Below are 15,733 nucleotides of genomic sequence, written 5' to 3' on the forward strand. Positions count from 1 at the left end.
GGGTGATGGCACGCGGCCATTCGTTCGCGGGCGCCGCGCTTTGCGGCCTGCTTCCCGATGTTTGATAATCTCCACACGATCCGACACGAGGAATACGTGACATGACTGCTGACGACACGACACCGGCCTCGCGCCATTTCATCCACGATCTCATCGCCGCCGACAACGCCTCCGGCCGATGGGGTGGCCGCGTGCACACGCGCTTCCCGCCCGAGCCGAACGGCTACCTGCACATCGGCCACGCCAAGAGCATCTGCCTGAACTACGGGCTGGCGGCCGAGTACGGCGGCCTGTTCAACCTGCGCTTCGACGACACCAACCCGGAGAAGGAGGAGCAGGAATACGTCGACTCGATCATCCGCGACGTGCGCTGGCTCGGGGCTGACTGGGGCGACCGGCTGCTCCACGCCTCGGATTATTTCGACAAAATGTACGAATGGGCGCAACTGTTGATCCGCAAGGGCAAGGCGTACGTGTGCGATCTGACTGCCGAAGAGACGCGCGCTTATCGCGGCACGCTCACGTCACCGGGTCGCAACAGCCCGTTCCGCGATCGTTCGGTGGAAGAGAATCTCGACCTGTTCGACCGCATGCGCCGCGGCGAGTTTCCCGACGGCTCGCGGACGCTCCGCGCCAAGATCGACATGGCGCACCCGAATCTGAATCTGCGCGACCCGATCATGTATCGCATTATTCACGCCGAGCATCATCGACAAGGCGCGAAATGGTGCGTCTATCCGACCTACGACTGGGCGCACGGTTTGGAGGACTCCATCGAGGGCATCACCCACAGCATCTGCACGCTGGAGTTCGAGAATCACCGGCCGTTGTACGACTGGTATATCGACGCCATCAACGAGGGCAACCCTTCGCCGATTCACCATCCGCAGCAAATCGAGTTCGCGCGACTGGAACTCACCTACACCGTGATGAGCAAACGCCGATTGCTCGAACTCGTGCGCGACAAGCACGTTCGCGGGTGGGACGACCCGCGCATGCCCACGGTATGCGGCCTGCGCCGCCGCGGCTACACGCCGGCCAGCATCCGCGCCTTCTGCGCCGACATCGGTGTGGCGAAGTTCAACAGCGTGATCGACTATGTACGACTGGAGAACGCCATCCGCGAGGAGCTGAATCGCACCGCGCCGCGGCGCATGGCGGTGTTGCGCCCGCTCAAGCTGGTCATCACCAACTACCCCGAAGGCCCCGGGGAGCTGCTCGACGCGGGCAACAATCCCGAGGACACCGCCGCCGGCACGCGCAAGGTGCCCTTCGCACGCGAACTGTATATCGAGCGGGAGGATTTCCGCGAGGATCCGCCCAAGGGCTATTTCCGCCTCTTCCCCGGCAACGAGGTGAGGCTGCGCTACGCCTACTTTGTCAAGTGTACAAATGTAGTGAAAGATGCGGCAGGGAATGTTACCGAGGTCCACGCTACCTACGACCCCGCCACGCGCGGCGGCGATTCGCCCGACGGCCGCAAGGTGAAGGGCACGATCCATTGGGTGAGTGCCGCCCACGCCCTCGAAGCCGAGGTGCGGTTATACGATCACTTATTCGCCAAGGAAGACCCCGACGACGTGGGCGAGGCCGACGCCGGGCGCGACTGGCGATCGAACCTGAACCCGAACTCGCTGGAAGTACTCACCGGCTGCAAGCTCGAACCCGCGCTGGCCGACGCGGCGTGCCGCGCGGATGCCCACGGCACGATCAACCCAGACCGTGTGCAATTCGAACGGCTGGGCTACTTCTGCGTCGATCCCGACTCGAAGCCCGGAGCGATGGTCTTCAATCGAACGGTGTCGTTGAAGGACACTTGGGCGAAGGTGGAGAAAAAGAGGTGAGCAGGAACGTCTGGTAGAGGATCCGACCTAGGAGCGCATTTCTTCCACGCGAATCCGCCCGCCGCATTTGTTGCACTGCACGAGCGGGGCGGAGAATTGCGGACTCAATTCCACCGCGTGGCCGCATCCGCAGCGGAACGATTCCCAGCCTCCGCTGCGGCGGCGATAGACCATGTTCTGCGCGGGCCGTGCGATGCGTCGCGCCGTCCCGGGCGCGCCGGATGTATTGTCACGCGTACGATACTCGTTGCCGACAAGCGCTGCGCTGCCGCGCATTTCGTCGCCGGCTTCCGCGACGGCCTGTGACGGCTCATGCAGCTTTCCGCAGCGCGGGCAAACCACCTGCGTTGCAGCGAGTCCCGGCGGAAGCTTGATCCGCACGCCGCACGAACACACGATCGGCAGCACGCCAGCCGCCGCATCCAGCAATCCCATCGCCTCGCGCACGCGCGCAATGGCGTCGCCGCGCGTTTCTTTCTCCACGGTCGGCCTTCGCGCGGGGATCGACTGCTGCTCTTTGAGAAAGGCAGCGCGCATGCAGTGCTTGCCGCGCTGCAACTTCGCAAACGCCGCTTCGTAATCGACGTAGCCCGCCATGCCGCCCATGCCGCGCAGAATTTTGATTCGCTCCGTGAGCGGCGGGTGCGACGAGAAAACGCTTGATCGTTCCTCCGATTGCAGCGGATTCACGATGAACATCGGCGCGAGCGTCTTGCTGCAAGACGTCAAACGCGTGTTGGCCGAAGCGCCGATCTTTTCCAGCGCCGATGCCAGCCCCTCGGGATAGCGGGTCAGCACGGCCGCCGACGCGTCCGCGAGGTACTCGCGCCGACGCGAGCAGGCGAAGTATAGCATTTGCGCGAAGATCGGCGCGAGAATCGCCAGCACGATGGCGAGGACGAACAGAATCGCCTGCGCACCGCCTCCCTTGTCGCGCGAGGATCGCCGCGGTGCGTACCACTGCGCACGAAGAAACAACTCCGAGATGAGGACGATGCTGCCGAGGATCGTTCCCGCCAGCGTCATGAAGCGAATGTCGTAATTGCGAACGTGGCCGATCTCGTGCGCGATCACGCCCTGCAACTCGTCGCGATTTAATCGTGACAACAGCCCGCGCGTTACGGCGACAGACGCTTCTTCCGGCGAGCGGCCGGTGGCAAATGCGTTCGGCGCGTCGTCATCCATGACATAAACCTCGGGCATCTTCGGCAGTCCGGCCGCGAGGGTCATTTCCTCAACGACGTTGTAAAGCTGCGGCGCGTGCTCCTTGTCAATCGGGACCGCTCCGGCCGTGCGCAACAGCGACTGTGCACCGAGGAACCATCCGTACAGCCCCAAGATCGCCGCGATGCCCAGCCCGGAAGCGATGCCGGCCAAGCCGCCCTTGTTGAGCAGATCGCCGGGATTGTCGAGCCACGCGAAGAAACGCGGCTTGCGCAGCGCATCGGGGTCGCCCTCGGCGAAGCGGTCGACGCTGCCGGCGTAATCCTGGTAGCCGCGAATCCAATCGCGCGGCATGGCGGCCTGTAGATACACCGCGCCGCCGATCGCGTACCCGATCGCCGCGAGAAGCAGGGCCATCACGCCGATCAGCATCCACGATCGGCGCTTGTTCTGTTCAATCGCGTCCCACATGGAATGTCCGGGCCCGCGCACGCTTTGATGCAACGCGTCGTCGGCCCTTCCTTATCCGGCGGGCGTGCCCGCCGCGGCGGTGTTCAGGAGAAGCTGACCTTCGGCGCCTCGCGCGCGGCGGCGTTGTCCAGCTCGAAGAACTCCTCCTGCTCGAAGTTGAACATCCCCGCGACGATGTTCGCCGGGAAGGACTGCACCTTGTTGTTGTAGCCCATCACGCTGTCGTTGAAGTGCTGCCGCGAGAAGCCGATTCGATTCTCGGTCGAGGCCAGCTCCTCCTGGAGCGCGAGGAAGTTCGTATTCGCCTTCAAGTCAGGATACTGCTCGGCGACCATCAACAGGCGGGACAGGGCCTGGCTCAACTCGCCCTCGGCACGCGCCGACGCGCCGATGCCCTGCGCACTGGTGGCGGCCGCCCGCGCCCGCGTCACGCCTTCCAGCGCCGATTTTTCGTGCCCAGCGTAGCCTTTGACCGTCTCCACAAGATTGGGGATCAAATCGTGCCGCCGCTTGAGCTGCACGTCGATCTGCGACCAGGCGTTCTTCACGCGGTTGCGCAGCGCCACGAGCGAGTTGTACGTCAGCACGAACCAGCCCACGAACACCACCGCCGCGCCGATTGCGATCCAGATGGCCATTACGCATTGTCTCCTTTCGCGCGATCCTGCAATTCGCGCTCAAAAAGCGTTCCGAGAAACCCCGTTGTGCCGCCGTCCGTCGAGGCAAACGCGCGCACCAGCGCCGCCAGTTCGCCGTGATCCAGCCACAGCCCGTCGCCGCGCGGGCAGGTGTCGATGGTCACATTCGCATCGCGGACGCGCCGAGCCTCCAGCTTGCGACGGCACCGGGGGCACTGCCGCTCGCGCGACTTGCCCAGGCGCTCGGCCGTCTGCATGGCCGACGTGAGCGACGCGATCGCGCCGTTCTCGTCGGACGACAGCAGGGACTCCAGTTCGCCGGCGTCGAGCCAGGTACCGAGGCAGGTCGGGCAGTGATCAACCTCGACGCCGTCGAGTTCGAGGATCAGCATCGGGTTCTTGCAGACCGGGCACATGGAGCACCTCTTCACGCGAAAACGGCTCGACGCCGCCCACCGCCGGATGCGATGGGCGCGGATCGACCGCGTCACAGGAAGTGTAACGTCGCCGCGGTCCGCTCGGCCACTATAAAAGCGGCAGTCGTTCATAACAGCGGGGGGATCACCTGCGATAAGACAAGTTTGTTACGTGCCGAACTCCGCCGGGTCTTTCGCGTGCACGCGGGCCGTGTCCAGCGCAATGCGATTCTCATCAAGCAGGTGGCGGAGGTGTGCATCGAGCGTGAACATGCCGTCCTTTCGCCCGCTTTGAATCGCCGTGTCGAGTTGCTCGGTCTTTCCGGCGCGGATCGCGCTGCGCACGGCGAAGCTGCCGAGCATGACTTCCATCGCCAGCACGCGACGGCCGGTCTGCGCGCCGGGCAACAGGTGCTGCGCGATCACCGCCTGAAAGCTTAACGAGAGTTGCGTGCGGATGTCGTCGTGCTGCTCCGTTGGGAAGAGATCGACCAGTCGCGAGATCGCGCCCTTTGCGTCGGCGGTGTGCAGCGTGGAGAAGATCAGATGCCCCGTCTCGGCCGCGGAGATGGCGAGCTGCGCCGTGTCGCGATCGCGAATCTCGCCGACGAGGATCACGTCCGGATCCTGGCGCAGACCGAAGCGCAGGCCGTCGTAGAACGAGGCGACGTCCGCGCCGACTTCACGCTGGGTCACAATGGACCCCGGCGCGGGCGGGTGAATGTATTCAATGGGATCTTCAATGGTGAGGATGCGATGGCCGCCGCGCTGATTGAGCAGCGCGATCAGGGCGGCGAGCGTCGTCGTCTTGCCGCTGCCGGTGACGCCGGTCACGAGCACCAGCCCGCTGTTCAGGGCGGCGATGCGTTCGGCCAGATCGCGCGGAAAGCCCAGTTCCTCGAAGCTCGGCAGGCGCGTCGGAATGGCGCGAAAGCATGCGCCGATCTGCCCGCGCGCGGTGAAAACGTTGACGCGAAAGCGCGCGGCGACGGTCTGCGCGCCCGCGGCGGGAAGCGACAACGCGAAATCAACATCTGTAGCACTTTCCAGCCGCGCCAGCGCCCCGGCGGGTGCGACGGCCGCCAGCATCGCGCGAACGGCCTCGGCCGTGATCGGCGTCGTGCCGGTCGGCACGAGCGTTCCGTGGACGCGATACATCGGTACGTGACCGGCGACAAGGTGCAGGTCCGACGCCTCCATGGCCTCCATGTTGCGCAAGAGCGCGAGGACATCGATCGGCGACGTGGACGGCGTGGATGACATGCGAAGGAATCATACCCGCAGACGGCGATTGGGTTGCGGGACACGGCGCGGCCTGCGGGCGTTTGTTGACCGGTCAGTGCGGGGCTGCATCGGCTCGCGTTTTCGCAAGCCGATGAGTCACCCCGATTTGCCGAGCGGGCCGCTCCATCGACCGGGTGAAGGCCTTGCTTTAAGACGCTTGCCGCGGGAGCGTTGCGTGCAGGCGCTCCAGCTCCGTGAGATGCCGGCGGTGGTCGTCGAGGTGTCGGCGAACGACCTGCGCGGCGGCCTTGTCGACGACCCGGGCCGCTTCGTACAGCCGCACGAGGTTGCGAACGTTGGCGATGACTTGCGGCATCAGGAACGACAGCTTGAGGTAGTGAACGCCGCCGACGCTGGTGGGGTAAGTCGGCGGACGCGGCGCGCCGCGCAGCCGGAGGATCGCTTCGGCCAGCGCCGCCTGGTGCGCCTGCGTCTCGCGAAGCATCTGCTGGACGATCTGATGATCACCGGCGGCCGGCCATGTGACGTGCGCGCCGGCCTCGGCGAGCCGATGCACGAGGCTACCGTACTCGGCAGCGAGGAGTGCGTTCAGCGTGTCGATGTCGGCCTGATGGTTCATGGATTCCATGCAAAGGTTGCGTCACCGGCGCGGCAGGTAAGCTCGCGCCGGTTAAATGGATTCAATCGCCAAGTGAGCCGCGGGCTTCAGCCCGCGCGGCGTCGGGCGACGGGAAGATCGCCGCGGTCGCCGTCGGCTGCACCACGCGATACAGATCGCGCGAGCGGTTCTCGGCGAAACCGATCAACCCGCCGGCGTACAGCGTGCCGGTCAGCACGATGCCCAGCGCACACGCCACCACGGCAAGCCTGCCGAGCGCCGGCGTACGGATCGGCGGCTCGTCGCTAGATACGAAATACATCGCATACGCCACGCGCGCGTAGTAGTACAGACTGATCAGCGTGTTGAACACGGCGACGAAGATCAACCAGTACAGCTTCGCCTCGAACAGCGCCACGAGCAGGTAATACTTGGCGACGAATCCTCCGAACGGCGGCAGGCCCACGAGGCTGAACAGGCAGATCGTCATCACGACGCCCAGCAGCGGATTGCGCCACCCCAGCCCGGCGAAGCCGTCGAGCGTCTCCTTGCCCGTGGCCCAGCCGACCATCGCGACGATGCCGAACGCGCCGAGGTTCATCAGCACGTACACCAGCGTGTAGGCGACGATCGCGCTGAATGCCGGATGCACCGCGCCCGCCTCGTTCAGCGTCGGCCGCCAGAGAATCGCCACGGCCATCAGCATGTACCCCGCGTGAGCGATGGAGCTGAACGCCAGCAGCCGCTTGAGATTGGTCTGCCAGAAGGCGGAGAAGTTACCGACGGTGCAGGTGACGGCGGCCATGATCGCGACGGCCTGCGAGACGGTCGCGAGCACCGCGGGCGAGGCGGTGGAGGAGGTCAGCACCGAGATGACGCGGAGCATCAGGCCCAGACCGGCCGCTTTGCTCGCGACGCTCAACCACGTGGTGATTTCAATCGACGCGCCCTCGAATACGTCCGGGCACCAGAAATGGAACGGCACGGCCGAGACTTTGAACGCGACCCCCGCGAGAAATGCGATGATCGCCGTTCCCATCAGCACGCTCGCGCCGCCGGTGGAAATCTCCGCGCCGATCTTCGCGAGGTCCAGTGTGTGGTACTGTCCGTACAGAAGCGACGCGCCGTAGATCATCATGGCGCTGGTCACCGCGCCGAAGAGCACGTATTTCATCGACGCCTCGGCCGAGAGCCGGTTCTTCTTTCGAAAGCCGGCCAGCCCGTAGGACGGGAGCGACGCCGATTCGACGGCGAGCACGATCATCAGCAGGTTCGTCGTGCAGACCATGAGCGCCATGCCGAAGGCGCTGCCCAGCAGCAGGGTAAAGTATTCCGGCGCATCGTCCGCGGACGACATCGAGCCGGGCTGGGCCGACCACTGCCCGATCCACCACATGCCGATGATGAGCAGCAGAAACGCGCTGGACAGGAAGATAAAGAAGTAACTGAACTGATCGACCACGAGCATCGGCTTGCTCGCGTCCGGTGACATGCCCGCGAAACTGCCGGCGCGCGAGGTAAACCCGCTGTAGCAGATGTACGCCGTGACGGCGGCTCCGATCGCCGCAGTGGTTGCCGAGACGCGCCCGGTGCGCCCGAAGACCAGCGCCGCCAGCAGCACGGCGACAATGGACGCGGCGAGACTCCACAACGGGGCCAGCGCCTGAAGCTGCTCCACATCGGGCAGCCAGAATGGTGTTGCCGCAAGAATCTGCACGCGGGACCGCTCCTAGTTAAACAGGCCGACGACTTTGTCGATCGTGCCGTTCATGAGGTCAAAGGTGTACTTCGGCAGCACGCCGAGGAAAATCGCCAGCACGGCCATCGGGAAGAGGATCGCCGTCTCCCGTGCGTCGGCATCGGGGAACGATGCGTACTCCTCGCGCTTCTTGCCGAGGTAAACCCGTTGAATCATCCAGAGGATGTAACCGGCGGTCAGGACCACGCCGAAGGCCGCGGCGAACGCCATCGGCTTGGCCCAGGAGTAGGGCGCGCTATACGTACCGAGCAGGACCCAGATTTCACCGATGAAGCCGCACAACGACGGCAGGCCAAGCGACGCAAAGAAGCCCAGCGTGGCCAGCGAACCGTAACGCGGCATGGCCAGCCACAGGCCGCCGAAGCGATTGAGGTCGCGATGGTGCGCCCGGTCGTAAATCACGCCGACGAGAAAGAAGCACATCGGGCTGCTGATGCCGTGGGCCAGCATCTGGAACATGGCGCCCTGGAAACCAGTTGTCGTCATGATGGCACAGCCCAGCACGACGTAGCCCATGTGGCTGATCGAGCTGTAGGCGACGAGCCGCTTGAAGTCGGTCTGCGCCAGGCAGCAGAATGCGCCGTAGATGATGTTGATCAGGCCGAGCATGGCGACGTACCACGCCAGGGTCTGGCCTGCCTCGGGAAAGATCGGGTAGCAGATCCGGAGGAAGCCATACGATCCGAGCTTCAGCAGAATGCCGGCCAGGATCATCGAGATCGGCGTCGGCGCTTCGACGTGGGCGTCGGGCAACCACGTGTGGAAGGGGAACAGCGGCACCTTAATCATGAACCCGATGAACAGCATAATGAACATCGCCTGGCCGAAGTTCCAGCCGAGGAAGGTGGTGTTCGCGCCGTTGAAGAGTTCGTGAATGGCGGGCTTGGTCGCGTAATCGATGAGATTGAAGGTGCCCGCGCCGCCGTTGGCGTCGGCGCTCATGAAGTACATCGCCAGCAGGGCGACGAGCATCAGCACCGAGCCGGCCAGCGTGTACAGGAAGAACTTGATCGCGGCGTATTCCTTCCGCGGCCCGCCCCACACACCGATCAGGAAGTACATGGGCAGCAGCATGACTTCCCAGAAGATGTAGAACAGGAAGAAGTCGATCGCGCCGAACGTACCCAGCACGCCGGTCTCCAGCAGCAGGAACAGCGAAAAGTAACCCTTGGGGCTGCGATTGTTGTGCCAATGGTCGAAGTTCCAGCCGGCCCAGCAGGCCAGCCACGTGATGAGCGTCGTGAGGATGACCAGCGGGAAGGAGAGGCCGTCGAGCCCCACGTGCCAGTTGATCTCAAAGCCGCCGACGTGAATCCACGAGACTTTGTGCTCGAATTGAAGCGTGCCGTAGTCGCCCTGGAAAGCGTCGCCCGACAGGAACGGCCCAAACAGGCTGCACGACAGCAGAAACACCGCGAAGGTAAACACCCACGCGATCATCCGTGCCTGCCGCGCCGGGGCGATCAGCACCAGACCGGCGCCGATCAACGGTAGAAAGATCAGCCACGTCAACAGATGACTCGTCACGTTTCAACTCCCGCGTATCCGCACTCCACCCATGTGGCACAGGCGTCTCGCCCGTGAACCCACCGCCGAGACGGCGGTGCCACGCGATGCAATCGACTTCTACTGCTGCGCCGACGCCAGCGATAGCGTCTTGCGCAGGAACCACTGACACCCGGACGACAACGGCTCGTAATACAACACCACGAGCAGCGCGGCGGCCGCCGTCCCCGCCGCCAGCACCACGTACGAACGAATCCGGCCCGATTGCGGCCGGCGAATGTGCATGCCGATATCCAGCATCGCCTCGGCCAGTTCGTTGGCAATGCGATCAATCAGACCCCAGTCGGTCTTCTTCACGGGCATGTCGAGCTGTCGCCCCATGAACACGCCGAGCAGACGCGTCACGCCGGCGGAGAGATTCACCAGACCGTCCACGATGTACTTGTCGATCGCGCCGCAGACCTGCCCGAAGATCACCGTGCCGCCGACCAGCACGGCGTCGTACACGTGGTCGAAGTAAAGCTTGTTGTCCAGCGCCTTGTGAACGGCGCTCAACGGCCAGATGCGCTTCAGACCCGCCGCGATCTCCAACCCGCGCAGGTACAGAAACGCCGCGAGGCCCATGCCGATCAGCCACGACCAGCCGACAATCTTTGCCAGGGCCGCATGCGGATCGCGCCCCGGCATGTGGGTCAACGTCAGCATCGAGCCGCCCGCGTGGTGCGCCTCGCCGTCGACCGCGACGATCATCGAACTGTCCGTCGCGATGGCGGCCGCCTCGGCCAGCATCGGCCGGAACGTGCCGAACAGGTTGTAACTGCAAAAGACGGTGCCGACGGCCAACACGGCCAGAGGAATCCACATCATGGGCGATTCGTGCGCGTGATCGTACACATGGTGATCGCGCGGCTTGCCGCAGAACGTCAGCCACCAGACACGCATCATGTAGAACGGCGTGATGTATGCGATGATGATCGGCAGCCAGAACATCCACGTCGGCAGATTGGGCAGGCGCTGGGCGATGGCCAGCTTCGCCGGCGTGCCGGTTGCGGCGTCATGGTGATCGCCTTCACCGTGTGCGGCATCGTGTGAAGCGGTCGATTGCGCGCCATGCCGGCCGGTTTCGTCGGTGAGCGGTAAGACCTGGGACTTGGGGCTTGAAGCTTGAGAATTAAGACCGGAAGCCAGCGCGACGGAGGGCGTATGAATATGAGCGGCAGTCTTTTCGCTATCCGCTATTCTTGATTCTTCTTTCGGCTCCGCCGCCGCATGTTCCCCCGCATCGTCGGCCGCGGCGTCGGACTTGTTTAAGACGCCCGGGAAGTTGAACGCCCGCTCGTACGCAACCGCAAGAATCTCGTCCTTGCTGAAGTAACCGCCGAGGCCGAGCTTGAAATGATCCGGCCCGAAGGCGACGCCCGGCAGGCCGAACCCGGCGATCGCCAGCACGCCAATGAAGAACGTCCAGCAGGTGACGGGCATCTTCTTTCGCAGACCGCCCATCTTGGTGATGTCCTGCTCGTGGTGACAGCCTTCGATGACCTGACCGCTTCCAAGGAAGAGCATGGCCTTGAAGAAGGCGTGCGTCATCAGGTGAAACAGCGCCGCCACCCAGGCCCCGACGCCCATGCCGAAGATCATGTAACCAAGCTGGCTAAGCGTGGAGTACGCCAGCACCTTCTTGATATCCGTCTGCACGATGGCGATCAGCGCGGTAATGGTCAGCGTGATGCAGCCGATCACGGCGATGAACATCTGCGCCTCGGGCGTAAGCAATCGAAAGACGCGCGCGACGAGATACACACCCGCCGCGACCATGGTCGCCGCGTGGATCAGCGCGCTCACCGGCGTCGGGCCGGCCATGGCGTCGGGCAGCCAGACGTGCAGCGGGAACTGGGCGCTCTTGCCCATCGCGCCACAGAAGAGACCGATGCCCATGATCGTCGCGAGGCTCAAACCCCACAGGGTGAACGACTCGGCGAAGATGCCGGATTTCGCGTGAAACTGTTGCGAGATCGACGCGGCCGCGGCGTCAAGATCGAACGTGCCGGTGTAGATGACCACCAGCGCGAGGCCGAGGATGAACCCGAAATCGCCGACGCGGTTGGTGATGAACGCCTTCATGGCGGCGTTCGACGCATATTTGCGATCGAAGTAGAAGCCGATCAGCAGGTACGAGCAGAGGCCGACCAGCTCCCAGAAGATGAACAGAAACAGCAGGCTGCTGCTGATGACCAAGCCGAGCATTGAGAAGCAGAAGAGCGAGAGGTAGGCGAAGAAGCGGTGATACTTGCTGACGCCGTCGACCTCGTCGCTGTGGCCGGCCATGTAGCCGATGCTGAAAAAGTGAATCCAGAAGGCGATGAAAGTGACCATGAAGTACATGATCACGGTGAGGCTGTCGAGCTTGACGCCGACGGTGATGGGAAGGTCGCCGATGCGGCCCCAGTCGTAGCGATAGGCCTGCTCGGCGAGCGTCGCGCGCGTGGCGGCGTCGGCGCCGAGCCAGCCGGCGAGGACGTAAATGCCCAGGCCCGCGGAGATTCCAATCGCGGCGAGGGCCACCCACGATGCCTTCGGCTTGCCCAGCCGCGGCCCCCAGAACACGAGGATGCCGAAGCTGATCAGCGGGATGACGACGCCCAGAGCCAGTGCTGTCTGATATTGCATGTACGGTTGTCAGTTAACGGTGTTCAGTGACCAGTTGTCAGTTGTCCGTGCTCCATTTAGCCGGCGGGCTTGCCCGCCGCTCCCCCGCTCCCCTCCAGGGAGAGGGCCGGAGTCAGGGTGTTTCTTAATGCTTCAACTCATCTCCGCGATCGACGTCGATCGTAGCCAGGCGATTGTAGAAGTTCATGAAGATGGCGATGCCGATCGCCGCCTCCGCCGCCGCCAGCAGGATGACGAACACCGCAAAGATGTGCCCGTCGCCCGCACCGGTCTGATACTTCGAAAACGCCACGAAGTTGATGTTCGCCGCGTTCAGCACCAGCTCGACGCCGATGAGGATCCCGATCGCGTTGCGCTTCGTGGTCATGCACAGCACGCCCAGCGAGAAGATCAACGCCGAGAGGACAAGATAATGATTCAGTCCGATCGCCAGCATTTACTTCTCCGGCCTCGCCATGTACGCCGCGCCGATCATCACCACCAAGAGCAGCACGCTCGCCGCCTCGAACGGCACGAGATAATCCGTCAGCAGCATGCGGCCAACGTCGGCCACGTGCGGCGAGGCGGTCAACTCGCCCGAGGGCTTCGACCAATCCGCCCGGCTCATCAGGGTGATCAGCCCGGTCGCCAGCAGGGCGGCGACGAACACCGACGCGACCACCTGCCCGCGCGTCGGCGTGAGTTTGGCGTACGGGCTCTTGCTGGTCAGCATGACGCCGAACACGATCAGGATGAGTGTGCCGCCGGCGTACACGATCAACTGAATCGCCGCCAGCAGATTCGCGTTCAACAGGAAATACAATCCCGCCACGCCGCCCAGGGTGCCCAGCAGGCACACGGCCGTGCGCACGATGTTCTTCGACAGGGCCGCGCCGACGGCGCTGCCCAGCGAGACGGCGGCGAACAGATAAAACGCGAGCGTTTCCATTCGTTCTTTCGATCGCTTGCGCGATCGGCTCTCTCTTTCGATTGCTTGCGCAATCGGTTCGTCATGACCCCGGCAGATGGTCAATCACCAGGCTGCCCGGCAGTCGTTTGCGATTCACCCAGCCGTACCACGCGACGCCCAGCATCGACAACATCACGGCAACGCCGATGGCCACGAGCGTCCCATGCAAGGCCTTGTCCACCGCCAGCATCCACGGCGCCTTGAGATGATGCACGCCGAGGATCCACAGCGTGTTGCCCAGCAACACCACCATCGTCAACGGCAGCAGCACCTGCACACAGGCGTACAACACCTGATCAATCCGAATGCGCGGCAGCGTCCATCGAATCCACAACTGCACGTAATACAGGAACGCTGACTTGAGGATAAACAGGATCGGCCCCTCCTTGAGGAACATTCCGTTGATGACTCGCGCGGGGATATCGAGATACCACGCGCCGCCGGTCGGCAGCGCCCAACTTGCCGGGAAGGGTGACTTCCAACCGCCGAGGAACAAAATCACCGCGAGGCCCGACACAACAAACATCGCCGCATACTCGCCGAAAAAGAACAACGACCAGCGGAAGCCCGAATACTCGGTGTGAAAGCCCGCCACCAGTTCCGATTCGCTTTCGGGCAGGTCGAAGGGCGCCCGCTTGCAGCTTGCCAGCGAACCGATGTAGTACGTGAAGAACGCTACGAATGCGAACGGATTGGCAAAAATGAACCACGTCCAGAAGCCGCCGGCCTGTTGATCGGCGATGGCCGTCAGTTGCAGCGTGCCCGCGAGCATGACGGGAATGAGCAGGCTCATGCCCATCGGAATCTCATACGAGACCATCTGGCACGCCTCGCGCATCGCGCCGTACACGCTCCACTTGTTGTTGCTGGCCCAGCCGGCGAGGATCACGCCGACGACTTCGATGCCGAGCATCGCCAGGATGAACAGCAGCGCCACGTCCAGATCGCGAAAGACCCACGACCCGGCGAACGGCAGCGCGATGAACGCACACACCGCCGGCACAAACGCGAGATGCACCGCCATTCGGAACAAAATCGTGTCGCCCTCGGGTGGGATCGTGTCTTCCTTGAACAGCAGCTTGATGCCGTCGGCCGGTGACTGCGCCCAGCCGTGCCAGCCGCCGACGCGCATCGGCCCGAGTCGGCTTTGAATGCGGCCGGCAATTTTGCGCTCCCACCAGATGCCGAAGACCGGCACGATGTTGATGAATCCGATGATTGCGCCGAGGGCGATCAGGTCTCGCACGAGATCGAACTGCAACGGCCACAGGGCATAGGCGAGAATGACCGGAAACTTCGGAAACTCCGCCGCCAAGGCGTCGTAAATCTCCCGCACCGTCAGCCGGGCCGTGGTGATCCACAACGGTGTCGTGAACTCGTTGCTCCCGGCGGCACCGGCGAGCATTTCCTTGATGAGATCGAACACAATCGAGTGCAGCCAGACGACCAGACACGTACCGATCACTCCGCCGCAGAAGAGCGTGAAGGCGACGTACGGCCCTTTGAGGATCCGCCTGATGACCCGATAGGATGCGATGGCCAGCGCTCCGCCGCACAGCGCAAAGAACCCGATAATCGGACCGATGGCCAGCAGCAGCGCGGGAAGAACCTTCCAGTCGGCCATTCGGTTCGCCTGCCCCAGACCGAAGCCGACGTACGATCCGGCGCCGATGAGCAACGACGCGATGCCCAGCGTGCCAAGCAGGCCGATGGCTTTGCGGCGATAGCCGGCAAGGGTGTCCGGGCTTTTCTCCGACCACGGTATCGTATAGGTGCTCAAACCCGGCTCTCCCACTGCTGACGGCTGCCCGTTCGGCGGCCCCAATCGCGCCAAGAGCAAGGTTTATAGCAGGAAAAAGGGCGGTTGCAAGCCGACGCCGATCGGGCGGAATGTTCTTCCCGCCGGGGATGTCAGGCCGCCATGAAAATCCGTTCTACGGGCGGGATAAGCCGCCTCACATTTGCGTGGATAATTCGTCATGGCCTCCTATCGGCGACAGGGTCGTTGTGCGCATCGTCGCACGGGTTAGAATGCCCGGTCCCGTGATTCGAATCCGCAGCATCTCGACCATCCTTGTGCTGGCCTACTTGGCGGCGACGATCGGATTTCCCATTTCCGATCGGCCCATCAAAACCGCGGAAGACTTTCCGTGCAGAGATCATGCCTGTGGTTGTCTTAACGCGGACATGTGCCGCACGCAATGCTGCTGCTTCAAACCCACACCGACAAAGTCTTGCTGCAGCAAAGGCAGGCGGGCCGAATGTGATGATTCCGCAGTGTGCGAAGCCGGTGAGGCTCCGTCGGATCAGATCGTCGGCCTTGTTATTGCTCCGCTGTCCTGCCAGGGGAAGACCTCGCATTGGGTCGCCGTCTCTTGCGACCTTGGTTTGGCATTCGCCATCCGCGTACCCGCACCGGTGTCGGGGAGCCGGCGCAAGATTCCTTTCAATGATTTCATACCCGTGACAAATT

Annotated in this window: 12 protein-coding genes; 1 reads left to right on the plus strand and 11 read right to left on the minus strand. The window is 63.5% G+C overall.

Going from position 1 to position 15,733, the window contains the following annotated elements:
- Positions 1-101 precede the first annotated feature (101 nt).
- Positions 102-1,844 (plus strand): glutamine--tRNA ligase/YqeY domain fusion protein, encoded by a 1,743-nt coding sequence (locus tag HRU71_09655; protein QOJ03731.1) that lies wholly within the window; start codon positions 102-104, stop codon positions 1,842-1,844.
- A gap of 27 nt (positions 1,845-1,871) precedes the next feature.
- On the opposite strand, the gene HRU71_09660 is transcribed toward HRU71_09655, so the two are convergent.
- From HRU71_09660 to nuoH, 11 genes are all read right to left on the minus strand, one after another.
- Positions 1,872-3,479: a M48 family metallopeptidase gene (locus tag HRU71_09660; GenBank protein QOJ03732.1), complete on the minus strand. Its 1,608-nt coding sequence runs from the start codon at positions 3,477-3,479 to the stop codon at positions 1,872-1,874.
- A gap of 83 nt (positions 3,480-3,562) precedes the next feature.
- A complete protein-coding gene (locus HRU71_09665; protein QOJ04978.1) occupies positions 3,563-4,111 on the minus strand; it encodes a LemA family protein in 549 nt (182 codons plus the stop codon).
- A 5-nt stretch (positions 4,112-4,116) separates the two neighbouring features.
- Positions 4,117-4,548 carry a zf-TFIIB domain-containing protein gene (locus tag HRU71_09670; GenBank protein QOJ03733.1) on the minus strand — a complete coding sequence of 144 codons (432 nt, stop codon included), beginning with the start codon at positions 4,546-4,548 and terminating at the stop codon, positions 4,117-4,119.
- Between the two features lie 153 nt (positions 4,549-4,701).
- Positions 4,702-5,796, minus strand: coding sequence for a PilT/PilU family type 4a pilus ATPase (locus HRU71_09675; GenBank protein QOJ03734.1), 1,095 nt, complete (start codon positions 5,794-5,796; stop codon positions 4,702-4,704).
- A gap of 169 nt (positions 5,797-5,965) precedes the next feature.
- Positions 5,966-6,406, minus strand: a complete 441-nt coding sequence (locus tag HRU71_09680; GenBank protein ID QOJ03735.1) for a hypothetical protein — start codon at positions 6,404-6,406, stop codon at positions 5,966-5,968.
- 52 nt (positions 6,407-6,458) lie between these two features.
- On the minus strand, positions 6,459-8,093 hold the full coding sequence (locus HRU71_09685) for an NADH-quinone oxidoreductase subunit N (protein QOJ03736.1): 1,635 nt from the start codon (positions 8,091-8,093) through the stop codon (positions 6,459-6,461).
- Between the two features lie 12 nt (positions 8,094-8,105).
- On the minus strand, positions 8,106-9,650 hold the full coding sequence (locus HRU71_09690; protein ID QOJ04979.1) for an NADH-quinone oxidoreductase subunit M: 1,545 nt from the start codon (positions 9,648-9,650) through the stop codon (positions 8,106-8,108).
- A gap of 111 nt (positions 9,651-9,761) precedes the next feature.
- On the minus strand, positions 9,762-12,311 hold the full coding sequence (locus tag HRU71_09695; protein ID QOJ03737.1) for an NADH-quinone oxidoreductase subunit L: 2,550 nt from the start codon (positions 12,309-12,311) through the stop codon (positions 9,762-9,764).
- A gap of 124 nt (positions 12,312-12,435) precedes the next feature.
- Positions 12,436-12,747 (minus strand): NADH-quinone oxidoreductase subunit NuoK, encoded by a 312-nt coding sequence (gene nuoK / locus HRU71_09700; protein ID QOJ03738.1) that lies wholly within the window; start codon positions 12,745-12,747, stop codon positions 12,436-12,438.
- Positions 12,748-13,239 (minus strand): NADH-quinone oxidoreductase subunit J, encoded by a 492-nt coding sequence (locus tag HRU71_09705; protein ID QOJ03739.1) that lies wholly within the window; start codon positions 13,237-13,239, stop codon positions 12,748-12,750. It abuts the gene before it with no gap.
- Between the two features lie 61 nt (positions 13,240-13,300).
- The gene (nuoH, locus tag HRU71_09710) at positions 13,301-15,040 is read right to left on the minus strand and encodes an NADH-quinone oxidoreductase subunit NuoH (GenBank protein QOJ03740.1); all 1,740 of its coding nucleotides are present in this window, start codon (positions 15,038-15,040) and stop codon (positions 13,301-13,303) included.
- Between the last annotated feature and the right edge of the window lie 693 nt (positions 15,041-15,733).

It is taken from the genome of Planctomycetia bacterium (assembly GCA_015200345.1).
Lineage (GTDB): Bacteria > Planctomycetota > Phycisphaerae > UBA1845 > UTPLA1 > PLA3.

Coding starts and splice junctions, on each gene's coding strand:
- HRU71_09705 (QOJ03739.1), bottom strand. CDS start 13,239: ATGGAAACGCTCGCGTTTTATCTGTTCGCCGCCGTCTCGCTGGGCAGC.
- HRU71_09675 (QOJ03734.1), bottom strand. CDS start 5,796: ATGTCATCCACGCCGTCCACGTCGCCGATCGATGTCCTCGCGCTCTTG.
- nuoK (QOJ03738.1), bottom strand. CDS start 12,747: ATGCTGGCGATCGGACTGAATCATTATCTTGTCCTCTCGGCGTTGATC.
- HRU71_09695 (QOJ03737.1), bottom strand. CDS start 12,311: ATGCAATATCAGACAGCACTGGCTCTGGGCGTCGTCATCCCGCTGATC.
- HRU71_09655 (QOJ03731.1), top strand. CDS start 102: ATGACTGCTGACGACACGACACCGGCCTCGCGCCATTTCATCCACGAT.
- HRU71_09660 (QOJ03732.1), bottom strand. CDS start 3,479: ATGTGGGACGCGATTGAACAGAACAAGCGCCGATCGTGGATGCTGATC.
- HRU71_09680 (QOJ03735.1), bottom strand. CDS start 6,406: ATGGAATCCATGAACCATCAGGCCGACATCGACACGCTGAACGCACTC.